The organism is Streptomyces sp. NBC_00986 (assembly GCF_045162565.1).
In the GTDB taxonomy this organism is placed as follows: Bacteria; Actinomycetota; Actinomycetes; order Streptomycetales; family Streptomycetaceae; genus Streptomyces.
In genome coordinates this window covers 7,002,863-7,026,671 of sequence record NZ_CP108733.1, presented here as the reverse complement: position 1 = coordinate 7,026,671, position 23,809 = coordinate 7,002,863, and the positions used below count along the sequence as shown (strand labels likewise).

At 70.3% G+C, this 23,809-nt stretch carries 14 protein-coding genes; 4 read left to right on the top strand and 10 right to left on the bottom strand.

The window, feature by feature from the left end; translation table 11 throughout:
• Positions 1 to 33 precede the first annotated feature (33 nt).
• Both OG504_RS31470 and OG504_RS31465 read right to left on the bottom strand, forming a co-directional pair.
• Entirely contained in the window at positions 34 to 771 is a 738-nt protein-coding gene (locus OG504_RS31470) for an HNH endonuclease family protein (protein ID WP_405996475.1), read from the bottom strand.
• A 264-nt stretch (positions 772 to 1,035) separates the two neighbouring features.
• Positions 1,036 to 1,944, bottom strand: coding sequence for an SCO6745 family protein (locus OG504_RS31465; RefSeq protein WP_405992823.1), 909 nt, complete (start codon positions 1,942 to 1,944; stop codon positions 1,036 to 1,038).
• Positions 1,945 to 2,050: 106 nt separating this feature from the next.
• Here OG504_RS31465 and OG504_RS31460 point away from each other — a divergent pair, with 106 nt between their 5' ends.
• The gene (locus tag OG504_RS31460; RefSeq protein WP_405992822.1) at positions 2,051 to 2,689 is read left to right on the top strand and encodes a TetR/AcrR family transcriptional regulator; all 639 of its coding nucleotides are present in this window, start codon (positions 2,051 to 2,053) and stop codon (positions 2,687 to 2,689) included.
• Between the two features lie 6 nt (positions 2,690 to 2,695).
• On the opposite strand, the gene OG504_RS31455 is transcribed toward OG504_RS31460, so the two are convergent.
• The 4 genes from OG504_RS31455 to OG504_RS31440 all read right to left on the bottom strand — a co-directional run bounded on the left by OG504_RS31455 (position 2,696) and on the right by OG504_RS31440 (position 12,006).
• Positions 2,696 to 4,714 carry an NACHT domain-containing protein gene (locus OG504_RS31455; protein ID WP_405992821.1) on the bottom strand — a complete coding sequence of 673 codons (2,019 nt, stop codon included), beginning with the start codon at positions 4,712 to 4,714 and terminating at the stop codon, positions 2,696 to 2,698.
• Positions 4,715 to 4,793: 79 nt separating this feature from the next.
• Positions 4,794 to 8,324, bottom strand: coding sequence for a transcription-repair coupling factor (mfd, locus tag OG504_RS31450; protein ID WP_405992820.1), 3,531 nt, complete (start codon positions 8,322 to 8,324; stop codon positions 4,794 to 4,796).
• Between the two features lie 323 nt (positions 8,325 to 8,647).
• Entirely contained in the window at positions 8,648 to 11,221 is a 2,574-nt protein-coding gene (locus OG504_RS31445; RefSeq protein ID WP_405992819.1) for an ABC transporter permease, read from the bottom strand.
• Complete coding sequence (locus tag OG504_RS31440; protein WP_033284318.1) at positions 11,218 to 12,006, bottom strand: ABC transporter ATP-binding protein; 789 nt, start codon at positions 12,004 to 12,006, stop codon at positions 11,218 to 11,220. The genes OG504_RS31445 and OG504_RS31440 overlap by 4 nt, the downstream gene beginning before the upstream one ends.
• A gap of 546 nt (positions 12,007 to 12,552) precedes the next feature.
• Here OG504_RS31440 and OG504_RS31435 point away from each other — a divergent pair.
• On the top strand, positions 12,553 to 13,965 hold the full coding sequence (locus OG504_RS31435; protein WP_405996474.1) for an MFS transporter: 1,413 nt from the start codon (positions 12,553 to 12,555) through the stop codon (positions 13,963 to 13,965).
• A 15-nt stretch (positions 13,966 to 13,980) separates the two neighbouring features.
• Here the strand turns inward: OG504_RS31435 and OG504_RS31430 are convergent, their stop codons facing one another.
• From OG504_RS31430 to OG504_RS31415, 4 genes are read right to left on the bottom strand one after another with little or no spacing between them, the layout of a single operon-like run.
• A complete protein-coding gene (locus tag OG504_RS31430) occupies positions 13,981 to 17,580 on the bottom strand; it encodes a TIR-like protein FxsC (protein WP_405992818.1) in 3,600 nt (1,199 codons plus the stop codon).
• 7 nt (positions 17,581 to 17,587) lie between these two features.
• Positions 17,588 to 18,649 carry an AAA family ATPase gene (locus tag OG504_RS31425; protein WP_405992817.1) on the bottom strand — a complete coding sequence of 354 codons (1,062 nt, stop codon included), beginning with the start codon at positions 18,647 to 18,649 and terminating at the stop codon, positions 17,588 to 17,590.
• On the bottom strand, positions 18,646 to 20,280 hold the full coding sequence (locus OG504_RS31420) for a hypothetical protein (RefSeq protein ID WP_405992816.1): 1,635 nt from the start codon (positions 20,278 to 20,280) through the stop codon (positions 18,646 to 18,648). The genes OG504_RS31425 and OG504_RS31420 overlap by 4 nt, the downstream gene beginning before the upstream one ends.
• On the bottom strand, positions 20,281 to 21,219 hold the full coding sequence (locus tag OG504_RS31415; protein ID WP_405992815.1) for an SEFIR domain-containing protein: 939 nt from the start codon (positions 21,217 to 21,219) through the stop codon (positions 20,281 to 20,283).
• A 363-nt stretch (positions 21,220 to 21,582) separates the two neighbouring features.
• Between OG504_RS31415 and OG504_RS31410 the strand changes: the two genes are divergently transcribed.
• Positions 21,583 to 22,113, top strand: a complete 531-nt coding sequence (locus tag OG504_RS31410; RefSeq protein ID WP_405996473.1) for a DUF485 domain-containing protein — start codon at positions 21,583 to 21,585, stop codon at positions 22,111 to 22,113.
• 32 nt (positions 22,114 to 22,145) lie between these two features.
• Entirely contained in the window at positions 22,146 to 23,804 is a 1,659-nt protein-coding gene (locus OG504_RS31405) for a cation acetate symporter (RefSeq protein WP_405996472.1), read from the top strand.
• Positions 23,805 to 23,809: the final 5 nt, after the last annotated feature.

The window sequence follows — 23,809 nt, the reverse complement described above, 5'->3', positions numbered from 1 at the left end:
GGGTCGGGTTCGTCAGGTCGAGGCCGTGTCACCTCAGTTCGCGTGGAACCTCGCCGGTGCGTTCGTCGGGTTGCCGCCGGTCGGCAGGGCCTGCTTGGAGCAGGCGGAGAGGACCTTCACCATCGCGGCCTTCTCCGCCGAGGTGACCCACAGCCCGTACTTCTTCTTCACGGCGACCTGCGCGGCGACATACGTGCACCGGTACGCCTTGGGCGGCACCCAGGTCGCCGTGTCGCCGTCGCCCTTGCTGCGGTTGGGGCTGGCGCCGACGGTGAGGAGGTTGAGCGGGTCGTTGGCGAGAGCTATGCGCTTGCTGGCGTCCCAGTACTTGGCGCCCTTCTGCCAGGCGTCGGAGAGGGCGACCAGGTGGTCGATGTCGACGAGGCTGGCGCCGCGCTTGTAGACGACTTCCTTGCCGGAGTACGGATCGGATTCGAGGACGCCGTACGACACCTTGCAGTCGCCGTCGGTGAACTTCACCTGCTTCAGGTCCCGTTTGAGGATGTCGTCCCTGGTGTCGCAGCTGTTGGAGTCCGTGTCGGCCCAGGCGGTGCCGAACCGTTCACGGGAGTAACCGGTCTTCGGCGCGCGCCCCTTCACGGGCAGGGCCTCGGCGGCGGTCAGGGCCGCGCCCCCGCCGGAACCCGTGCCGGCACCTCCACCGGCCGTCGCCTGGGGCCCGGAGTCGCCCGTTCCCGTGGTGTCCGTCTTGCATCCGGCGACCGACAACATGACCAGGGCGGCAATGGCCGCCCCACCCCTCAGACGCATCACGTGCGCCCCTCCCCTTGCTCACCCGGCCCCGCCCCTGCAGGGGCGGATATTGCCTGGTCCCCACGGTAGCGGCGCACGCGTCACGGGCATACAGGACCTAAGCCCGCATGGCTCGCAACCCGCCTGTATCGCAGTGGTGGAACAGGCCGAAGTACCGGCTTCCCTCACCCCCTCTCCTTACTCCCCTTACTCCGCCCCGGATTTCACGCTGTCTCAGACCGTCAGACCGTCAGGCCGTCAGGCCGTCAGGCCCTCACCCCGTCAGACCTTGCCGATGCCCAGCGTCGACTCCGAGGGCAGCAGCCCGGACCCGAGTACGGCGACCCAGAACTCCCCCAGCAGGTCGGCGAGTCGGTCGGCATCGGTCCGGCCGAGGAACTCCCAGGGCGCTGCGGCCAGTTGGTCGGTGCGGTGTTCGACCTCCTGGCGCAGATCGCGGCCCGCCCGCGTCGCCGTACCCCTGTCGTCTATGACGCCTCGGGCGACCAGCCGTTCGCGTGCCGCCGCCCACTCCTCCCGGCTCCAGCCCCGGCTCTCGAAGCGCTGGACGGAGGCGGCTCCGATCGCGGCGAAGGAGACCAGGGACTCGACCGGGTCGAGGCCGGCGACGAGGAGGGCGGCGAGGTGGCCGTCGCCCCGGTGTTCGCGCAGGACCGTGGCCGCCTGCCACAGCTGGAGGTGGGGTTCCGTGGGCCAGGGCAACTCGGCGTTGGCCGCGGCGAGGGGGCGGCCGGCGGTGTTCGCCGCCTCGGCGGCGCGGCGGGCGAGGGCGGCTGCCTCCGCCAGCTCGGGGCTGTCGACGCGGTCGCCGAATATCGCGCGGTAGGCCCGGTCCATGCCGCGCAGCCGCGCCTTCAGCACGGCGTCGGGGCTCGCGGTGCTCCACGCCGAGTCCATGTGCTCGGCGACCATGCGGGGGCTGAAGCTGTAGAAGGCGGAGGTCACCCGCTCACTGCCGACCGGGCCCAACGGCGCGGCACGCAGCGGGAAGTAGCTCGGCCAGCGCTCCCCGGTGTCGTACCCGAGTGCGGCCGCCTCGTCGAAGACCTCCGGCGCGTAGTACACCACCGCGTGCAGGGGTTCGAGCAGATGCCAGAGCTGGCGCACGCGGCTCAGCTCCACGGTGGGCAGGCTTTTCGCGGTCTCCACTCCACGCACGCTTTCCGGCATGACGTAACTCCTCGGCGCGTCCCGGTCGTTCCATAACTTGACACTGACTAGATTGCCTCACCCGCCCAAACTTGTCAATGCCTAGATTCGGCGTACGCTGCTGACCATGAGCACAGCCAAGCCCGCGAAGACGGACGAGACCGCCGGGAGCGCAGAGAGCGCCAAGGCCTCCGAGGGCACCCGCCGCCCGTACCACCACGGCGATCTGCGCCGCGCCATCCTCACCGCCGCGCTCGACGTCATCGCCGCCGACGGCCCGTCCGCGCTGAGCCTGCGGGATCTCGCCCGCCGGGCCGGTGTCTCGCACGCGGCGCCGGCGCATCACTTCAAGGACCGCACCGGGCTGTTGACGGCGATCGCGGCGGAGGGGTTCGGGCTGCTGGCGGGCGCGATCGGGGAGGCGGCGGACCTGAAGAACGCGGGCGTCCGCTACGTACGCTTCGCGCGCGAGCATCCCGCGCACTTCCAAGTGATGTTCGCGCCCGAGCTGTTGCGCGACGGCGACCTCGAACTCACCACGGCCCGCGCCCTGGCCACCGACGCCCTGCGCCACGCCGTCTCCGCCGTACCCCCCGAGGGCCGCGGCCCCGACGACCGCCTCGCCGGTGTCGCCGCCTGGTCCCTGGCGCACGGCTTCGCGACCCTGCTGCTGGGTCACAACCTGGACGGGGCGGTGGGTGAGCGGGACCCGGAGGAGGTGTTCCGGGTGCTGGCGTCGATGTTGTTCCGCGTGGCGGCCGACTGATGGCGCTCAGGGAAGCGGTACCGCCACGGGGTGCCGTACCAGCCACTCCTGGAACTCACGGTGGCGGAACTGGTAGGTGACGCCCGAGGTGCGCATCAGGCCCGCGGCGACGGACCAGTCGAGGAACCTGGCCAGGCGGAAAGGGAGTCGGGGAGCGAAGAGGAGGAAGACGGCGTACTCCATCCACTCGCAGCCGCCCGCGAGGGCCACGGCGAGAATCGCTGCCACCATGCCGACCAGGTCCCTGTTGACCGGTCCCCACGTGGTGACCATGACGAGGATGGCGCAGCCCAGAGCGACCGCTCCGAGCACCCCGCCGCGCGCCCAACCCGACGGCCCGACAGCGGCCACGTTGATCCACTGTGTCGCCATGACGGCCGCCACCACGAGGAGCAGCGGCAGATAGGCCAACGCGAACCTCCACATCCCCAGCCCACCCGCTGGCCGGGGAACCGTGAGCGCCACGCCGGCAAGCACCATCCCGCCGAACATGACGAGTTGCAGGCGCCGTGTGCCGCCCTTGACAGCGAGTCTGGGGCCGACCCGCCACAGGGAACTGCGCAGTCCGGGGATGTACCAAGACATGTGCAGCCGCAGTTGCTGCCTCACCCGCACGGACAGCACGCTCACCATCGCCACCACACCGACGACCACGGTGAAGACGAACAGCGGGAGTTCGGCACCATCCGGCCAGGGGTCGGCCTGGAGCCAGATCGACACCGTCACACACCCCAGAATCAGGGCCCAGAGCACGGCCCTCGGCCAGTACCCGCCCAGCTGCCGGCTCACCTGCCGCAACCGCAGATCGGTCTGCGCACCCCCCGACGAATCCAACGACCGGGCCAGCACCGCGAGTCTTCGGTGCACCTCCGCCGCCCCGGCCCGCCGCTCCGACGCGCCCCCCGCCCCGCTCACCGCCGCCGGGACATACCTCCGCAGCAGCAGATCCGCGGCCTCGCCCATGGTGTGCGCGGCCAGCAACTCCCCTGGATCGCCGTCGCGTTCGTACACGGTCGCCGCGAGGGTCAGGCGCCACGGTGTGGACAGCGCCCGGCTCACCACGCCCCTGGGCGCGAAGCGGAGTTCGTCCAGCAGGGGCTGCCAGAGGGCAGGTCTGCGGGCGGCTCCGCGCAGTTCGAGGAAGCGGAGGGCCCGATCGGGGGTCACCGGGTCGATCTCGATGCGGGCGGCGTCGAGGAGGTGGTTGGCGTCGGCCTCCAGGGCGTCGTACTGGCGGGTGCGGCAGGTCAGGATCAGGGGCGCGGGATCCGTGCCGTCCTGGTAATGCGCCAGGGCGTCCAGTGCGAGGCTCGCACGGGAGTCGCCGACGGTGGTGTCCGCCGCGTCCATCTCGTCCAGGCCGTCGAGGACAGGCAGGGCCATACGGGCCTCGACGATCCGGCGTGCAGAACGGGGCGGCAGAGCGTAGTCCCGTTCCAGGTGGCGGGCGATCCAGTCGCTCACGGCTTCTTCCTCGTCCCAGTCGGCCAGGGCCATCAGGACGGGGACGGGTTCACGTTCGGTGCGGGCCTTGTTGAGCTCCATGACGAGTTTCCAGGCCAGGACGGTCTTCCCCGCGCCCGCCTCCCCCGTGATCACCAACCGCCGGGGCCTGAGCGCACGGTAGTCCTCGACCGCGCGCTCCAACTGCCCCGCCGGCGTGGACGGAGGGGCCGCGGCACGCTCGTGTGCGTACGGCCGAAAGGTGAACGTCACATCGATCGCGGTCAGGTCCCCGCCGAGGCTGTGCGCCCACTGCGGCTCTCCTACGGCGCGCACCTCGCGGGCCAGCCGGGCGACGGCGGCCGCCTCGTCCTCGTTGCCGCCGGGGCGGGCCCAGACGGCCGCGAGGACCGCGATTACCAGGGCGGGCAGGGCCGCGACCATGGACACCAGACCACTGCGGTCGGACACGCCCAGCGGCGCGTGCGCCGACCCCAGTACGAAGACGAGGGCGCCCGCGACCAACGCGCAGGTCGTCGCCCCCGTCCACGCGATCACGCTCGCGCGCCCCCTGTCGGCCATGGCCGACATCCTGCCCGAGGACGGAGGCGCGTGGCCCGTGTTTCAATGCCCGGCTTTCACCAACGCACTGTCACTCGGCCTACGACCCCAGGATGGTCGCCAGGAACTCCCCCACCCACCCGAGCAACTCCCGCCCGACGAGCGGCTTTCCGCCCACCTTCGCCGTCTTCGGGCGGGGTACCAGCACCTGGTGGGCGGCCGGCTTGATGACCGTGCCCGGGTAGAGGCGCTTGAGGCGCAGTTCCTGGGATTCCCTCAACTCCACCGGGGCGAAGCGGATGTTGGTGCCCTGGAGGACGATGTCGCCGACGCCGCACGCGCGGGCGAGCATGCGCAGGCCCGCCACCAGCAGCAGGTTCTCCACCGGTTCGGGCAACTTGCCGTAGCGGTCGACGAGTTCCTCGCGTACGGCCTTGATGTCCTCCTCCGTGTTGGCGGAGGCGATGGACCGGTAGGCGGAGAGGCGCAGGCGCTCGCCGGGGGCGTAGTCGTGCGGGACGTGGGCGTCGACCGGGAGCTCGATCTTGACCTCCAGGGGCGGCTCCTCCTCGACACCGCCCTCCAGGGAGGCGCGGTAGTCCGCGACGGCCTCGCCGACCATGCGGACGTACAGGTCGAAGCCGACGCCCGCGATGTGGCCGGACTGTTCGCCGCCCAGGAGGTTTCCCGCGCCTCGGATCTCGAGGTCCTTCATCGCCACGTACATGCCCGCGCCCATCTCCGTGTGCTGGGCGATCGTGGCGAGGCGCTCGTGGGCCGTCTCCGTCAGCGGCTTCTCCGGGGGGTACAGGAAGTACGCGTAGCCGCGCTCGCGGCCTCGGCCGACACGGCCCCTGAGCTGGTGGAGTTGGGACAGGCCGAAGTTGTCACCGCGCTCCACGATCAGCGTGTTCGCGTTGGAGATGTCGATGCCCGACTCGACGATCGTCGTCGACACCAGGACGTCGAACTTCTTCTCCCAGAAGTCGACGACCACCTGCTCCAGGGACTGCTCCGACATCTGGCCGTGGGCGGTCGCGATGCGCGCCTCCGGGACGATCTCGCGCAACCGGGCCGCCGCACGGTCGATCGACTCGACGCGGTTGTGGATGTAGAAGACCTGGCCCTCGCGCAGGAGTTCACGGCGGATCGCGGCGCCGATCTGCTTCTCCTCGTAGGGGCCGACGAACGTCAGCACAGGGTGACGCTCCTCCGGGGGCGTCGTGATCGTCGACATCTCGCGGATGCCGGTCACCGCCATCTCCAGGGTTCTGGGGATCGGGGTGGCGGACATCGTCAGGACGTCGACGTTCGCGCGGAGCTTCTTCAGCTGCTCCTTGTGCTCGACGCCGAAGCGCTGCTCCTCGTCGACGATGACCAGGCCGAGGTCCTTGAACTTGGTCTCGGAGGAGAACAGGCGGTGGGTGCCGATGACGAGGTCCACGGAGCCCTCGCGCAGGCCCTCCAGGGTCGCCTTCGCCTCCGTGTCGGTCTGGAAGCGGCTCAACGCCCGTACGTTGACCGGGAATTGCGCGTACCGCTCGGTGAACGTCCCGAAGTGCTGCTGCACGAGCAGGGTCGTCGGGACGAGGACGGCGACCTGCTTGCCGTCCTGTACGGCCTTGAAGGCGGCCCGTACCGCGATCTCGGTCTTGCCGTAGCCGACGTCGCCGCAGACCAGCCGGTCCATCGGGATCGACTTCTCCATGTCGTCCTTGACCTCGGCGATGGTCGTCAACTGGTCGGGCGTCTCCGCGTACGGGAAGGCGTCCTCCAGCTCGCGCTGCCAGGGCGTGTCCGCGCCGAACGCGTACCCCGGGGCCGCCATCCGGGCCGAGTACAGCTTGATCAGGTCGGCCGCGATCTCCTTGACGGCCTTCTTGGCGCGCGCCTTGGTCTTCGTCCAGTCGGCGCCGCCCAGGCGGTGCAGGGTGGGGGACTCACCGCCGACGTACTTGGTGATCTGCTCCAGCTGGTCGGTCGGGATGTACAGCCGGTCGCCGGGCTGGCCGCGCTTGGCGGGGGCGTACTCGACGACCAGGTACTCGCGCGTGGCGCCCTGCACCGTGCGCTGCACCATCTCGATGTAGCGGCCCACACCGTGCTGCTCGTGGACGATGTAGTCGCCCGCCTCCAGGGTGAGCGGGTCGATGGTCTTGCGGCGGCGGGCCGGCATCCGGGCGCCGTCCTTGCCGGCGGCCTTCTGCCCGGAGAGGTCGGTCTCGGTGAGGACGGCGAGCTTGAGCGCCGTGTCGACGAAGCCGTAGTCGATCGAACCGGTCGCCACGTGCACGACGGACGGGGCGATCTCCCCGAGTTCCGTCTCCAGGCGGGCCGCGACGCCCTCGGTACCGAGGACCTCGACCGTGCGGGCGGCGGGGCCGTGGGCCTCGGTCACGAAGACCGTGCGCCAGCCGTCCGCGAGCCAGCCCTTGGTGTCGGCGAGGGCCTTCGCGGTGTCGCCGCGGTAGGTCTCCGGGGCGTGCATGCCGAGCTTCAGGGTGTCCGCGTCGAGCTCTTCGTCCGCCGCGAACGGTGACACCGACCACCACATCATGTCCAGTTCGCGCGCCCGGTCCCGTACGTCCGCGATGGCCCACAGGGAGGCCGCGCCGACGTCGATGGGCGCCTCACCGCCGCCCGCGGTGGCGGCCCAGGAGGCCTGGAGGAACTCCTGCGAGGTGGCGACGAGATCGGACGCACGCGTGCGTACCCGCTCCGGATCGCATACGACGGTCATCGCGCCCTTGGGGAGCACGTCGAGCAGCAGCTCCATGTCGGCGACGAGCACCGGGGCCAGCGACTCCATGCCTTCTACGGCGATGCCCTCGGCGATCTTGTTGAGCAGCTCGCCCAGTTCGGGGTGCTGTTCGGCGAGGACACGCGCACGCGTGCGGACGTCTTCCGTCAACAGGAGTTCACGGCAGGGGGGTGCCCACAGGCCGTGTTCGGCGACCTCCAGGGAGCGCTGGTCGGCGACCTTGAAGTAGCGGATCTCCTCTACGTCGTCGCCCCAGAACTCGATGCGCAGGGGGTGTTCCTCGGTGGGCGGGAACACGTCCAGGATGCCGCCTCGTACGGCGAACTCGCCGCGCTTCTCGACGAGCTCCACGCGCGCGTACGCGGCGGCGCCGAGCGCGTCCACGATCGCGTTCAGGTCGGCGGTCTGGCCCGTCCTCAGGGCGACCGGCTCCAGGTCTCCGAGCCCCTTGACCTGCGGTTGCAGCACGGACCGTACGGGCGCCACGACGACGGAGACCGGGCCCGTCTCCGGGTCGTCCTCCCTCGGGTGGGCCAGGCGGCGCAGGACGGCGAGGCGGCGGCCCACGGTGTCGCTGCGCGGGCTGAGGCGCTCGTGCGGGAGGGTCTCCCAGGACGGGTAGTCCACGACGCCGTCCGGCGGGAGCAGCGAGCGCAGGGCTGCCGCCAGGTCCTCGGCCTCGCGCCCTGTCGCGGTCACCGCGAGGACGGTGCGGCCGGTCTCGCGGGCCAGCGCCGCCACGGCGAAGGGGCGGGTCGCCGGGGGGCCCACCAGGTCGACGTGCATGCGGTTGCCGTCGGTCGCGGCCCTGGTGGCTTCCGCGAGGGCGGGGTCCTTGACTACGGCGTCGAGCAGACCGTGCAGGCTCATGGAGGGCTTTCCGTCTGGGGGTGGGCAACACGAAGGGCCCGACGCGGGTGGTGGGCCGGGGGGTATCCAGCGTACGTCGGTGCGCTGGCCGGCGCCGGGGCTGTGGATAACCCCGCTTTCCCGGCACCCCGCACTGGTGTCGACGTACCAGGGGGCTCCGCCCCCTGGACCCCCGGGCCTACGCCCACCCACCACCCGTTTACTGGCAACCAAGAAGTCACCCCACAGACAACAACAAACCCGGCGCCGAGAAGTCCCCCGTGACTTCTCGGCGCCGGGCCTGCCCCGTTCCCCCGTTCCCCGTTGGACAGTGGCCCGGTTGGCTACTCCGTGGCGATCGCGTTCAGGACGTTCATCCGGCCCGCCCGGAACGCCGGGATCAAGGCGGCGAACAGGCCCACGAACGCCGACCCGATGAAGACCGCGATGATCGTGCCCCAGGGGATCTCCAGGACCTTCAGCCCCTCCAGGGCGAGCAACTGCTGAGCCGTGGCCCCCCAGCCCATCCCCAGGCCGAGGCCGAGCAGCGCTCCGAAGAGGGCGATCACGACCGACTCCATGCGGATCATCCGGCGGAGCTGCCGGCGGGACATGCCGATCGCTCGCATCAGGCCGATCTCGCGGGTCCGCTCGACGACCGACAGGGCCAGCGTGTTCACGACACCCAGGACCGCGACGATGATCGCCAGAGCCAGCAGACCGTAGACCATGTTGAGCAGCTGGCCGATCTGGTCCTTCAGTTCCTGCTTGTAGTCGGTCTGGTCGCGCACCTGGTACTGCGGGTACGGGTCCATGGCCTTCTTCAGGGCCGCGTACGCCTGCTTCTCCTGGCCGTCCTTGGCCTTGGCGAACATGATCTCGTTCGGCGGGACCTTGTTCGCGGGGAGGTACTTCTGCATGGTCGCGAGGCTGGTGTAGCGGGCGCCCTGGTCGATGGCGACGTCGTCGTCCGTGATGGCCGCGACCTTGAGCTTCGCCGTCGAGCCGCCCTTGAAGGCGACGCTGATCGTGTCGCCGACGTGGACACCGTGCTTCTTGGCGTACTTGGAGCCGACCGACATCGCATTGGTGCCGTAGGCCGCGGACAGGTCTCCGGCCGTGGTGGCGCGGCGCAGGTCCTGGGCGTAGGACGGGTCGGCGGCGGTGATGCCGTCGGTGTCCTTCTGGCCGTCGGGCGAGGTGAGGGTGGCGTCGATGTCCTTGTAGCGGGTGACGTGGACGAGGTCCGGCGCCTGTTCCATCGCCTTCTCGGCCTGCGGCACGATCCGCTGGTTGCCCTGGACGATGAAGTCGGCGCCGACGGACTTGTCCAGCTCGCTCGTCGCCGAGGCGACCATCGAGGAGCCGACCACCGACAGGCAGGCGACCAGCGCGAGGCCGATCATCAGGGCCGCACCCGTAGCACCCGTACGCCTGGGGTTGCGGAGCGCGTTGCGTTCCGCCAGGCGCCCCACCGGTCCGAAGGCCCGCAGGAGTACGACGCTGATGACCCGTACGACCCCGTTGGCGAGCAGCGGGCCGATGATGACGAAGCCGATCAGGGACAGTACGACGCCCGCCCCTAGTACCAGCGAACCGTCCGTCGCCTTCTTGGCCGTGGCCGCCGCGATCAGAGCCGCGACACCCGCGCCCGTCAGTACCAGGCCGATCAGACCCCGTACCCAGCCCGCCTTGCCGTCGGCCGGTGTACCGGCGTCGCGCAGCGCGGCCATCGGGGAGACCTTGCCGGCCCGGCGGGCCGGGAGGTAGGCGGCGAGGATCGTGACGATGACACCCAGCAGAAGACCGAGCACCGGGGTGGTCCACTTGACCGTCAGGTCCCGGGTCGACAGGTCCATGCCCGCCGCGCTCATCAGCTTCATCAGGCCTACGGCGATGCCGACACCGGCGCCGACACCGAGGATCGAGCCGACGATCCCGAGCAGGGTCGCCTCGACCAGCACCGAGCGGTTGACCTGCCCGCGGGAGGAGCCGACCGCCCTCATCAGGCCTATTTCGCGGGTCCGTTGGGCGACCAGCATCGAGAAGGTGTTGATGATCAGGAAGATGCCCACCAGGAACGCGATCCCGGCGAAGCCGAGCATGGCGTACTTGATGACGTTCATGAACTGGCCGACGCCCTGGCGGTTCTCGTCGGCGTTCTCCTTGGCCGTCTGGATCTTGTACGTCCCCGACGACTGGAGGGTCTGTGCCACGTTCTGCTCGAGCTGAGTGTCCGTCACACCGCTCGCGGCGGTGATGCCGATCTGGGTGAACCGGCCCGTGGCGCCCAGGAGTTCGCGCTGCGCGGTGGCGGTGTCGAAGTAGACGACGGCCGCACCGGGGTTGGTCACCTTGAAGGTGGCGATGCCGACGATCCTCGCGGTGAAGTCACCGGTCTGCGAGATGGTGCGCAGCGAGTCGCCCAGCTTCAGGTGGTGCTTGTCGGCGGTGTCGGCGTCGACCATCGTCTCGGTCGGCCCGCGCGGGGCGTGGCCGGAGGTGATCTCCATCGAACGCAGGTCGTTCTTCGTCCAGTTGCCCGCGATGGTGGGCGCGCCGGTCGAGGACCCCATGTTCTTGTTGGCGCTGTTGACGACGGTCACGTTCATCGAACTGACGCCGCCCTCGACGGACTTGACGCCCCGGGCCTTCGCGGCCTGCGCCAGCGTGGAGGCCGGCAGCGACTCGGGCAGTCCGTTCTGCGGGGTGCTGCCGTCGGCCTTGGCCGCCTTCGGCAGGACCGTCACGTCGGACGCGGTGGCCGCGAAGAGCTTGTCGAACGTCGTGTTCATCGTGTCGGTGAACACCAGCGTGCCGCAGACGAACGCGACCGACAGCAGCACGGCTATCGCCGAGAGGGCCATCCGCCCTTTGTGCGCGAAGAAGTTGCGCATCGAGGTCTTGAGGACGGTCATGACGTACGCCCCCGCGCGTCGAAGTCCTTCATGCGGTCGAGGACAGTGTCCGCGGTCGGCTTGAACATCTCGTCGACGATCCGGCCGTCCGCGAGGTAGAGGACGCGGTCCGCGTACGACGCTGCCACCGGGTCGTGCGTGACCATCACGATGGTCTGGCCGAGGTCGTCCACGGAGCGGCGCAGGAAGCCCAACACCTCTGCTCCCGCACGGGAGTCGAGGTTTCCGGTCGGCTCGTCGCCGAAGATGATCTCGGGGCGGGCCGCCAACGCCCTTGCCACGGCGACGCGTTGCTGCTGACCGCCGGAGAGCTGGTTGGGCCGGTGCTTGAGCCGGCTCGACAGACCGACCGTCTCCACGACCTGCGCCAGCCACCCCTTGTCGGGCTTGCGGCCGGCTATGTCCATGGGGAGGGTGATGTTCTCCAGCGCGTTCAGCGTCGGCAGCAGGTTGTAGGCCTGGAAGATGAACCCGATCCGGTCCCGGCGGAGTTGGGTGAGCTTCTTGTCCTTGAGGCCGGTGATCTCGGTCTCGTCCAGGTAGATCTGCCCGGAGGTCACGGTGTCGAGCCCGGCGAGGCAGTGCATGAGCGTGGACTTGCCGGACCCCGAGGGGCCCATGATCGCGGTGAACTGGCCGCGGGCGATGTCCACGTCGACATGGTCGAGGGCGACGACGCGGGTCTCCCCGGCTCCGTACGCCTTGACGACCTGCCGCGCTCGCGCGGCAACGGCCGTACGCCCTCCAGTGCCCCCGTGCCTGGGAATGGTCACAGCCGATGTCACGGTATGTCTCCTAAGTCGGTCGGCAGCAGAGCGTGCCGGTGCCCGGTCGATGCGGTTCAACTGGTTACGTCAACTGGTTACGACGATGATTCTGTCGGCGGGAGGGGGTCCGGCGCGCTGGTGCTCAGCGCAGTCTTTCCCGGGGGAAAACCCCACCCTCCTGGGTTCGGCCTGCCGCCCCCCAGCGGCATAAAGCCAGGTTAAGGACGACCCCTCGCCCTTCTCCTCCTCCGCCGGTACGAACCCTCCCCGGGTCGTAGTACGGAGAGACCCCTAGGGGCTCTCCACCGCCGGGTGGAGTCGATCTCGGGGTTCGGTCCACCCAGTGACCCGACCAGGTTCCGCCCTGCCGCGACGTGAGGGTCAAGTGGGAAGCTGGTGCGCGGCAGATAGATGCAAGGGGAAAGGAATCCTGTGGACCAGGGGGACAGGGACAGCGACACCGAGATACGACCCGAGGCGGCCGAGCAGCCCACGCCGACGCCTCCCGAGCAACCCGCACCGGCCCCTCCCGACCGCCGCAAGCGCGCGGTCGTCGCCGCCCTCATGCTGGCGATGGCACTGGCCGCCCTCGACTCCACCATCGTCTCGACCGCCGTACCGCAGATCGTCGGCGACCTCGGCGGCTTCTCCGTCTTCTCCTGGCTGTTCTCCGGCTATCTGCTGGCCGTGACGGTCACGCTGCCCGTCTACGGCAAGCTCTCCGACACCTTCGGCCGCAAGCCGGTGCTGATCGTCGGGGCGGCGGTGTTCCTCGCCGGTTCACTGCTGTGCGCGGTGGCCTGGAACATGGGCGCGCTGATCGCGTTCCGGGTCGTACAGGGCCTGGGCGGCGGGGCGTTGCAGGGCACGGTGCAGACGCTCGCCGCCGATCTGTACCCGCTGAAGGAGCGCCCCAAGATCCAGTCGAAGCTGTCCACGGTGTGGGCGGTGTCGGCGGTCGCGGGCCCCGGTGTGGGCGGCCTGCTCGCCGCGTACGCCGGCTGGCGGTGGATCTTCCTCGTCAACCTCCCTGTCGGAGCGGTGGCGTTGTGGCTGATCGTCCGCCACCTCCACGAACCGGAACGCGCCCGCACCTCCCGCCCCCGCATCGACTGGGCGGGCGCGCTGGCCGTGTTCGCGTGCGGGGGCGTGCTGATCACCGCGCTGGTGCAGGGCGGGGTCGCGTGGGACTGGCTCTCGGCACCCTCAATGGCCTTGTTCGCCACGGGACTTGGGCTGGCCGGAGTGGTCGTCGCGATCGAACGCCGGGCGGCCGAGCCCATCATCCCGGGGTGGGTGTGGCGACGCCGTACGATCGCGGCCGTCAACCTGACCCTGGGCGCACTGGGGTTGCTGATGGTGGCACCGAGCGTGTTCCTGCCGACGTACGCGCAGTCGGTGCTCGGCCTGGCACCCGTGGCGGCCGGATTCGTCCTCTCCGTATGGACGTTGAGCTGGCCGGTGTCGGCCGCGTTGAGCCAGCACGTGTACCGGCGGATCGGCTTCCGCAACACGGCGATGCTCGGGATCGGGACGGCGACGCTGATCCTGTTCGCGTTCCCGTTCCTGCCGTATCCGGGCGCGGCCTGGCAGCCGATGGTGCTGATGCTGATGCTCGGCGCGGCCCTCGGACTCTTCCAACTCCCGCTGATCGTCGGGGTGCAGTCGACGGTCGGATGGGAGGAGCGGGGCGTGACGACCGCGTCCGTCCTCTTCTGCCGCCAGACCGGCCAGACGATCGGCGCGTCCGTCTTCGGGGCGGTCGCCAACGGGGTGCTGGCGTCCCGGCTGGGCGGCGCGAGCGACCTCGACTCGGTGACGCGCGGCCTCGACGGGGGTGCCGTCCCCGAGGCGACCCGGCGCGCGATCGCGGACGCGGTGCACGCGGTGTACATCGGTGCGGGGTGCGCGGCGGCGGTGGCGTTCCTGGTACTGCTGTTCCTGGCACCGCGACGGTTTCCGGTGCTCAAGGAATGACGTCACGGTGAACTGTCAGGATTCGTCCGCCTCGAAGGCGTTGGGGACGTTGTCGAAGAGGGAGGGGTCGCAGGGGCGAAGGCGGGTGGTCGTGGCAACGTCCGCGATGGCAGTGGCAAGTTGGTGGACCGCACGCCTGTACGCGGAAGGGCGCCTGGAGGCCAACAACCCGTAGAAGCCCTCGGGGACATGTCCTTCACCGATGTCGCCGGCCGTGTACTGCAGACTCCGGACGACCGGCGGCAGCTGCTCGGGGTCGATGTGGTCCCAGAGCACGGGCACGATCGCGGATCTCGTGGAGAGGACGCTTTGTCGCTGTTGACGCAGATTGAAAGCCCCCCATTCCCTGCCGCACCAGGCACTGCGGAAGTAGCTGGGTGAGTAGAGGGGCACGAAGACCTGGGCACGGGCCAAGGCGCTTTTCGAGACCTCCTGCCAATCCACGCCCGAGGGCACTGACTCGTGGAGAGAGAAGTAGGTGACTCCGGCCGAGCCGAGCCCGGTCAGGTCCACGAGCGCGGTGGTCAGGTCGTTGACGAATTCGGCTACAAGGCGATTGTCGCGCGTGCCGGAAGCGGATGGGCCAGGGGCGTGGCTCAGGTAGAACAACGGGACCTGTTGTTTCACACGCGCGGAACGGAAAACGCGTTGAGGCGTGACAGCGATCGCCTCCGGTCTGTCGACGGAGTTGGTGACCAGGGAGCACAACCTGCCGTCCGCGTCGATCAGTGCGGCGTTCGGCGGAAGAGGGCGAGTCTCCGGGGTGATCGGACGCAGCCTGAAGGCTGGTGGCCCCAAGTTCGCGGTCGGCGGCGAAGCCCACACGGCGACGGCCGGCACGCTATCGGGGTCGGCCAAGGTCGCTGGGGAGAGAACCACCTCCGAGAGCGTGAGCAGGGTCAGCCCCGATACGACGGAGGGCTCCACTCGCACCACGCGAGCATCTCGACCATCGATTTGTTGGACACGGAATTCACCGACCACCCCATCGACAGCGGTCGTCACCACCACGTCGGGTTTCACAGCGACCCCGAGGCCGAGAAAGGCACCGTTGCGGGTGATCCAGACGAGCAGGGGCATGAACCGTGCGACTTCCGTTCGCCGCACCAGCTCGGCCATCACATAGGCCATGACCGGCCGGTGGTTCGACTCGATACTCGATACGGCCTCTGCCAAGGTGCGCGGATGTGTTCCCGTGACCTCAAACAGGTCGAGCAGGTCGTTTCTCTCGGCCCACAACTCCCCGCGAGGGAGCGCCTTCTCGACATACCGCAGGGCCGATTCCCGGCTGAAGTCGTCCAGGGTCACGGTCTCGTGCGGGCCGCGCGGCAATTCAGCGCCTTCGGAGACGGTCATCAGCAGGCTGCCGTAGCCCACCTCCGGATTCCACAATGTGGTTTCCGGGGTGACACCGTCATAGATCAGCAGCCAGCCCGGATGGTCACGCAAATAAGCGCGAAGCCATGAGGGGGCAAAGCTCGGGTCAGGCGCCCCGAGTTCGATCGTAAGGGCCGCGAGATCGCTCGACATCGCCTCAGCACTGTCGGCCCTGATCCATCGCACCAGACTGAACTCCGCCCCCAACTCCCGCGCACAGTCGATAGCCAACGAGGTCTTGCCCACTCCCGGAGCCCCCTCGACCACACACACTGTCGGACCGGAAACCGGGTAGCGCTTGACAGCCCTCGGGCTACCTCGCCGAAGCACTTCAAGCACCGAGTACGTCAGCCCCCGCCGCTCATGATGGTCCGGAAGCTCAGGAATCCGACTCGGTACCCTCGCCATCCCGTCGTCCCCAGACGGCAACGGACTCTCGTTCGGGATCGCCTGCCCCCAGGTGAACCGGAACCGGTCCAGCCGCGGCTCGACAAGCCGCCGCCACGCCCCCCGTTCCCGCCCCACCGGCCCGCTCTCGGCCTCATCGGCCATCAACTCGGCCTGATCAACCGTGGATTCGACCACCGGAGCCCCCACCCCGTCCACCAGCCGAGCCGCCACCTCCGCGTAGTCGCCGCCCGTCCCCCTGATCACCGCCAGCGCGACCTCGGCGAACGCCTGGCTGTCCTCGGGGAGTTCGAGGCCGTCCAGTCCCCCGGCCGTCCCGGCGGCGGCGACCAACGCCTGGAAGTCCGTCACCCCGCCGAACGTCGCCTCAACCCGCTCGCTCACGCCCTTGATCACGCCCCGCAGCACGCGCAGGGATTCCGTGCGGGTCAGCCGGGACAGCAGGGATTCCCGCACGCCGTCCCGGAAGTCGTAGAGCACACTGTCCGGGTCCTCACCGGTCCGTGCCGGGGTACGGCGGACCAGCAGGCCGGAGAGGAACACCTCGGCGAGATGCATCGGCGTGGACTCCGGCAGCATGCTGCGCTGGACCAGGCGCATCACCGGCAGGCTCAGCGGTGCGGCGGCGAGCAGGCGCAGCAGGCGGAAGGCCTCGGGTGAGTAGCCCTCCTCGAAGTGGGCGATCCAGGTGGCCGGTGTGGTGGGCTCGGCGGAGGGTTCGGCCGGGCGGGGCCTGGCGGCGACGGTGAGGGGGGCCGCCTGCAGCGGGGTCCAGTCCGTCGTACGGCCCGAGACCAGGCGGGCCCACGGCTGCAGCCACGGCCCGGAGACCTCCAGCACGGGCAGCCAGCGGACGCGTGCCCGGTCGGCGGCGCCCGCGTGGCCTCGGGTGATACCGGGTACCCGGCCGGAGGAGCGGACCTCGATCGTGGCCCGGGCGGCTTCGGTGCCGCGGGCCCGGACGGGGGAGGCGCGCAGCGCCGTACGGTGCCACAGGCGGCTGGGCAGGACCTGGAGTGCGGCGACGGGGCGTTCACGCGACCAGTCGGCGAGGGCTGGGGTCAGTTCGGCGCCGTACCAGGCCGGGCCGACGCCGTCCGTCAGGATCAGGACGGCCCGTCGCCCCGTGGGATCCGCCAGGTTCTGCTTCCAGCGGCGGGTGGGGGAAGCGGCCTGGACGCCTCGCCGGAACGGTGCCAGCCGGGGTTCGGGGCCGTCCGTGTGCAGGGCCCATGCCCTGACGTCGGCGAAAGCGCCGTGCCGGGTGAGGAGGGCACGGAGTTCGCAGGCTAGGCGGTGCCAGACGGTCATGGTGGCGCCGGTGTCGATCAACAGGTCGACGGAGAAGCGGCGTTCGGTGGCGGGACGCAGGACCGGCAGCAGCAGGCCGCTGTCGCCGGAGGCCGCCGCCGTGGCCTGGACGTCCAGCGTGCGGACCCGGGTGGAGGCGACCAGTTGGCGCAGGGGGCGCAGTGCCCGGTTCAGGGACAGGGCGTCGGGGATCGCGCGCGGTTGTGGGACGCGGACGGTGTGTGCCCTGCCGGGGCGGGCCAAGGCGCTGCCGTTCCCACCGCCTGGCAGGTGCAGCTGAGCCGACGGCTGTGGTGGACCCGGGAGTTGGCCGGGGTCGGGGTCCGTCGGTGTGGGCGGCGGATCGGCGGTCGGCGGGGCCGCCGTCGGGTCTTCGCCGTTGCCCACGAGCGACCAGTCCACCGGGGCGAGACCGCTGAGCCGGGCGATCCACAGCGCGTCGAGGGCGTCACCCGCTTCCGGCTCGCCGCTCGTGCCCAGCAGGCGGGCGAGTTCCTCGCGCAGGATGTCGTCCTGCACGGCCGGCTCAGCCCCGGTCCAGCGGACGCAGCAGGTCGTCGCGGAGCAGGGATTGGCCGGTGTCGTCGTCCCAGAGTCCGCGTTCGGCCATGAGCAGCGCGTTGAGCAGCTGGTCGTTGGCCAGGGGGCCCAACTCCCGCTGCCGGGTGAGGAATTCGCCGATGAGTTTGGCCCGCGCACCGGTCGGTTCGGGCACGGGTGTGCCGGGCGGGTCGAGGTGGGCGGCGACGATGCCGGCCAGCCGTTTCGCGTCGGCCGCCTTGATCTCCAGCCGGATGCAACGGCGCAGGAAGGCCATCGGGAACTCGCGCTCCTCGTTGCTGGTGAGCACCACGAACGGGAACTCCGCGCACGCCACTTCGCCGCCGCGGACCGTCACCCTTGCGCGGTCGGCTGTGGTCACCTCCTGCGGCTTCCCACCGAGCCGGGCCAGTTCAGGGATGGGGAACTCGCCTTCCTCGAAGACGTTCAGCAGGTCGTTGGGGAAGTCCATGTCGCTCTTGTCGATCTCGTCGATGAGCAGGACCCGGGGGCGGCTCCAGGGCAGCAGCGCGGTTCCGAGGGGGCCGAGCGACAAGTACTTGCCGATGTCGGGCGGTTCGGGTGCCGGAGTGTTGTGACCGGTGAGGGAGCCCGCGTTGCGCAGCCCGGCGTCGTAGAGGCGGCCGATGGCGTCGTACTCGTACAGGCCGTCCTTGAGGGTGGAGCGGCTGGTGATGGCCCAGCGCAGGACGGGGCCGAGCTTCAGTTCGTGGGCGACCGCGTAGGCGAGGGTGGACTTCCCGGTTCCGGGTTTGCCGGTGAGCAGCAGCGGGCGGCGCAGGTGCAGGGCGAGGTTGACGAGGTGGATCTCCCGCTCGCCGGCCTGGTAGCGGGCGCCCAGGTCGGCCCGGCCGAGGTGGCGCTGGACGGCGTCGCCGTCGGGTGTGTCGGGCGGTGGGAGCACCCGTTCGGGCGCCGTGGTGCCCTGCCGGAAGGCCCGCCACGGGGGTGCCGGAGGCAGGTCCCGGATCCCGTCGTGCGGGGTGCCGGTGCCCCGGTAGACCCACCAGTCCTGCGTCTGCGTCATGTCGCTCCTTCTTCGGCGCCGCCGATACCGGACATCTGGGGGTCCTGGCCGCTGAACACACAGGTGGGGTCGTCCCACAGCAGGCTGATGTTGTTGCCGACGCTCAGGGAGTCACTGCGCTCGCGCTTGCGCGCCTCGTGCACGCTGCGCGGCAGATCCGCCAGCAGGGCGGGTGGTTCGGCGCTGCGGAGCGCGTCCAGCAGCAGGTCGGGGTCGCCCTTGTCCCGCCGCCAGACCATGACGGGGATGCCGTCCTCCAGGAGTGCGTCGCGTACGGCGTCCCGGACGAGGTCGTCATGGTGGTCGTACGCCATGGTCAGGCCCAGGCAGGCCAGGTCGGCGTTGGTCCGCAGCCAGTCCTCGATGTCCGCGGGGTGGGTCAGCCGCAGCGGCGGGAACTGCCCCTGCGGGCAACTCCACCGCTCCTTGGGCGGGTTGTGGCCCTCGGCCGACTCCCCCGGCGCGTCCTTGCTGAGCCAGCCGATGCGCTCCAGGGCGTCACCGGGTGGACAGTCGCGGTCGAGCGCTTCCCAGCGGCGGATCCACTCGCCGTGGATCGTGCTGTCCTTGTAGCGGGTCAGGGACCGTACGACGACCTCGCAGCTGCGGCTGAGCGGAACCTCGGCCGACCCGCTCGGCCACAGCTCGGCGGGGTACCCGAGCAGCGAGTGCGGCAGAAGGAACTCCACGCGTCGCCTGTGCACGCCCCGGACCGCCTCCACCTGTTCCCGCCACTCGGCAAGGAACTTGCGTCCACGGTCCGTGAGTTCACTGCCTGTGATGCGGCCGGGCGCCGTCCGGGAGCCCCGGAAGACCGGGCCATCGGTGCCGACCAGCTCGTAGAGGAAGCCGTGCAGGGAGTAACTGCGCTCGGCGGCCGACAGATCGCTCGGCGCACCCGCCTCCTCGACCCGTATCTGGATGATGACCTGCCGTTCCGCGCCCTCCGGTGTCGGTCTCGTCGGGTGGCCGCCGGGAGCCGTGGCACCGTACCGGTCCTGGATCCGCGCCAGTTGACGGGCGAGCCTGTCGCCACCCGCCCCTTCCTCCACGGCCTCCTCACGGAGTAGTTCGAGGAAGCGCAGCAGCCGTCGGCGCGGGGCGTCGGGGTCGGCAGGGTCCTTCATGGGGTCGTAGAGCCGCGACAGGACGTTCGGGAGGGGGCCGCCCTCCAACGGGGGGCCGTCGCCGCGGTGCTCGGACGCGTAGCGTGATCGCGCTCTCCACCCGAACTCCGGCTCGTGCAGCTGCAGTTCGGCGACCACCTCCAGCATGGACGCTCTGGGCAGCGGGCCGGGCTCGGTCATGATGGTGACCGCGAGGGCGAACCAGGCGGCACCGATGTCGTCCCCTTCCAGCTCCAGCAGCGCGTCCCGCAGCAATGGCAGTTTCCCCTTGCGACGAGCGGTGTGGACCATCGCCCGCAGATGGTCCGCGGTGACCGGATTCGCCGGTACGGCGTCCCGGAGTGGGGGACCGGCCTCGCCGAGCAGTTCGCGACGGCCGTCCACCGACTGCAGCCGTTCTATGCCGGCCAGCGACTGCACCAGCAGCCGGATCGTCGCCCGTCTCGTGCGCGGGTCGGCCAAGTGCCCGGCTCCCCCGCCGAACCGCCGACTCCAACGGAACACTCACGCCTCCTTGAGCGTGAGTCCGGAGGCCACGAGCAGGACGCGCACCCGCTCGGTCCCGATGTCGTCCGGCGCGATGTCGGCCAGGGCGAAGTACATGGCCGTCAGCGCCGCGTCACGCGTCAGGGTGCTGGCCGTGCGGCGGACGAGTGCCCGCAGATGGGTGCGGGCCTGAGAGTCCTCGGCAACGTCGAACGGGTGGCCCAGGCCGAGGGTCTCACCCATCAGGGCCACCAGTTCGTGACGAGCGGCCAGCCGGTGCAGCGCCTCGCAGGCCATCAGGGCATCGAGCAGGACCTTCTTGTCGGGGAACACGAAGGTCGCGGGCGGGGGTTGCGGAGGCTCGACCGGGCTCGCCGCGACGACCCGTGGGGGCAGCACCAGCGGTGCCGTGCCCGGCACCGGTCCGGCCTGTCCGCGCGGCGGCAGCACCACCCGAGGCCCCAGCGGATGCACCAACTCGCGCGGCTGGCAGGTCAACAGCCGCAACAGCTCCTCCGCGCCAGGGACGGTGAAGTCCTCGACGGGGTAGTGCGAGGTGGTGTGAGGCTCCAGCCACAGCGGCAGGTCGTCGACCGACCCGCCGGGCAGGACGACGGGGACGATCCAGTCGAGAGACGCGGCATGATCCTTGTAGACGACCTCTCTCAGCAGGAGGGCCTCCCACTGCACGCCGGCCCCCACGCCGGCAGGTGCGTCGCCCTCCGCACGCCGCTTGTACTCCGGGGAGGCCACGACAATCACGTGTCGGCTGGCTCGCATGCCCCGCAGCATCCACAGGGCCCAGTCCTGACGGCGTTCGCCGGCCGCCAGATCCAGCTGGGCGTCGATCCCGCACGACCGCAGGAAGTCCGCGAAGGCCCTGACCTGGTCGACATGCTTCTGGTCGTCGTGGGCGTACGACACGAACACCCGAACCGGCGGCAGCTCTGCACTCATGTGGCCTCCCCCTTGCCTTGCAGCGCACCACGAGAGTGGATACATGATGGCCCAACACCGGCTGTCGGGAGCCGTGTTTGCTGATACACCGTTACGCAACGTCCGCCGCACCGCCCCCAGAGGCCTCCCGGAAAACCCGCGTCCCGCTCGACAACACCCAAGGTCAGCCACCCGGTTGACGCCACAACCCCATACCGACCGCCCAGTTCGGCGAAAACCACCCACATCCCCCAACCGGCGAGTAACGTGCGTGGCTCGCGCCGCCCACTCCCTGCGGTCCGCCGCCACGGACCCGAGCCACGCAAGGAGCACGGGATGTCCTACGACCCGTACCCTCCGCATGATTCGTACCGCCCGGATGATGTGCATTCGTCACCCGACCCGTACACCCCGTACGACCCTGACGCCGACCCGTACGCCCCGCACAACCCCGAGTCCGCCCACTACACCCCGTACGACCCGGACTCCGTCCCCTGCACCCCGTACGACCACGCACCGCCCCCGACTCCACCCCCGCCCACCGTCACCTACCCCTGGCAGCCGCCCCCGCCCCCGCCCGAGCGCCGCCGCCTGCCCCGTCGGCCCGCGCTCGGCAACCACAGCGATCTGCGCATCCTGCGTGGCGCGTACCGGCGCCAGCGGCGGGTGGCGACCACCGCCGCGCTCGGCTACTTCTGTCTCTTCCTCGGGCTCTCCGCGTTCGCGCCCGCGCTGATGACGAGCACCGGCACCGGCGGTGTGCCCACCGGGCTGCTGCTCGCGCTGGCCCAACTGCCCATCACCTGGCTGGCGACAGCGCTCTACGAGCACACGGCCCGGCGTCGCGTCGACCCCCTCGCGGACCGCTTCCGCAGACAGGCCGAACTGGACGCGAGACGGGAGGCGGCACGATGACCGCAACGACCTCGCTGACCAGCTTGACCGCGATGACCGGTCTCAGGGACTCCTCCCAGACCATGTCGCTGGTGGCCTTCACCTCCGTCGCCACGATCACCCTCCTGCTCTGCGTGATGACGGGCCCGGACCGCGACGACCTCGACGAGTTCTACACGGGCTACGGCTCCCTCTCCCCGCTCCGCAACGGCCTTGCCATAGCCGGTGATTACATCTCCGCGGCGAGCGTGCTGGGCGCGGGCGGGGTGATCGCCCTGTACGGCTACGACGGCGTGGTGCTCGCGCTGAGCACGGCCCTGTCGCTGATGCTGCTGATGTTCCTGCTGGCCGAACCGCTGCGCAACGCGGGCCGGTTCACAATGGGCGACGCGCTCGCCCGCCGGATGCCGGGGCGTTCCGTACGGATCGTCGCGTGCGCGGTGACCGTCATCGCGCTGCTGCCGCTGATGCTGGTCCAACTCGCGGGCGCGGGACAGCTGTTGGCGTTCATCCTCGGCTTCTCCAGCGACTTCCTGCAGACCGGCTGCATCATCGGCCTGGGCGCGCTGATGATCAGCTACGCGGCGATCGGCGGCATGAAGGGCACCGCCCTCATCCAGATCCTGAAGATCGTGATGCTGCTCGGCTCGGGAGCCGTGATCGCCGTACTCCTGCTGAACCGGTTCCACTGGGACCTGGGTTCGTTCTTCGACACGGCGGCGAAGCAGAGCGGGGCCGGACCTGCCTTCCTGCACTCGGGACTTCAGTTCGCCGGTGGCCCGACTCCCCGGCTGGACATGATCAGTTCAGAGCTGACGGTGGTGATCGGCGGCGCGTGTCTGCCGCACATCACGATGCGCATGTACACCGCGTCGAGCGCCCGGCAGGTGCGGCGGTCGATGTCGTGGGCGGTGTCGGGCGTGGCGCTGTTCGTGGTGATCCTGACGGTCGTCGGGTTCGGCGCGACGGCGCTGCTCGGCCGGGCGGCGATCGCCCGGGCCGACCCGCAGGGCAACACGGCCTATCTCCTGGGCTCACGGGCGGTGTTCGGGACGGGCCTGTCGACGACGGAGACCCTCCTCTTCACCACCGTCACCACGGCCGTCTTCCTCACCCTGCTCGCCTCGGTCGCCGGGATGATCCTCGCCTGCGCCAACTCCCTTGCCCACGACGTCTTCGCGACCCGCGTCCAGGAGATGCCGGTCCGCCGCGAGATGACGCTGGCCCGCTACTCGGCGCTGGCGGTGGGCGTTCCGGCGATCGTGCTCGCGACGCTGATCCAGCACCGGGGCCTGCAACCCCTCGTCACCCTGTCCTTCTGCCTGGGCGCCTCGGCCATAGCGCCCGCCCTCGTCTACAGCCTCCTCTGGCGCCGCTACACCCGAACGGGCCTGCTCAGCACGCTCGTTGGCGGCACCCTCTCCGTCCTCCTCCTGATGCCGGGCACGAACCTGGTCTCCGGCTCGCCCACCGCCGCCTTCCCGAACGCCGACTTCAACTGGTTCCCCTTCACCACGACGGGCCTCGTCACGATCCCCCTCGGCTTCGCCTTCGGCTGGCTGGGCACGGTCGCCTCGGGCCGCCGCGAGGAGGAGGAACAGCGGCGCCGGTACGACGCGATGGAGGGCTGGATCCTGGCGGGCGCGGTACGGAGAGACAGCGACGGGACACAGGGAGAGACACCGCATGACCGACGCAAAAGCCGCGCATGACCGAT

Bases quoted from the DNA above. Each gene is read 5' to 3' on its own strand.
- OG504_RS31470 (WP_405996475.1), bottom strand. From the start codon at position 771: ATGCGTCTGAGGGGTGGGGCGGCCATTGCCGCCCTGGTCATGTTGTCG.
- OG504_RS31425 (WP_405992817.1), bottom strand. From the start codon at position 18,649: ATGACGCAGACGCAGGACTGGTGGGTCTACCGGGGCACCGGCACCCCG.
- OG504_RS31460 (WP_405992822.1), top strand. From the start codon at position 2,051: ATGAGCACAGCCAAGCCCGCGAAGACGGACGAGACCGCCGGGAGCGCA.
- OG504_RS31415 (WP_405992815.1), bottom strand. From the start codon at position 21,219: ATGAGTGCAGAGCTGCCGCCGGTTCGGGTGTTCGTGTCGTACGCCCAC.
- mfd (WP_405992820.1), bottom strand. From the start codon at position 8,324: ATGAGCCTGCACGGTCTGCTCGACGCCGTAGTCAAGGACCCCGCCCTC.
- OG504_RS31405 (WP_405996472.1), top strand. From the start codon at position 22,146: ATGACCGGTCTCAGGGACTCCTCCCAGACCATGTCGCTGGTGGCCTTC.
- OG504_RS31455 (WP_405992821.1), bottom strand. From the start codon at position 4,714: ATGGCCGACAGGGGGCGCGCGAGCGTGATCGCGTGGACGGGGGCGACG.
- OG504_RS31445 (WP_405992819.1), bottom strand. From the start codon at position 11,221: ATGACCGTCCTCAAGACCTCGATGCGCAACTTCTTCGCGCACAAAGGG.
- OG504_RS31465 (WP_405992823.1), bottom strand. From the start codon at position 1,944: ATGCCGGAAAGCGTGCGTGGAGTGGAGACCGCGAAAAGCCTGCCCACC.
- OG504_RS31435 (WP_405996474.1), top strand. From the start codon at position 12,553: ATGCTGGCGATGGCACTGGCCGCCCTCGACTCCACCATCGTCTCGACC.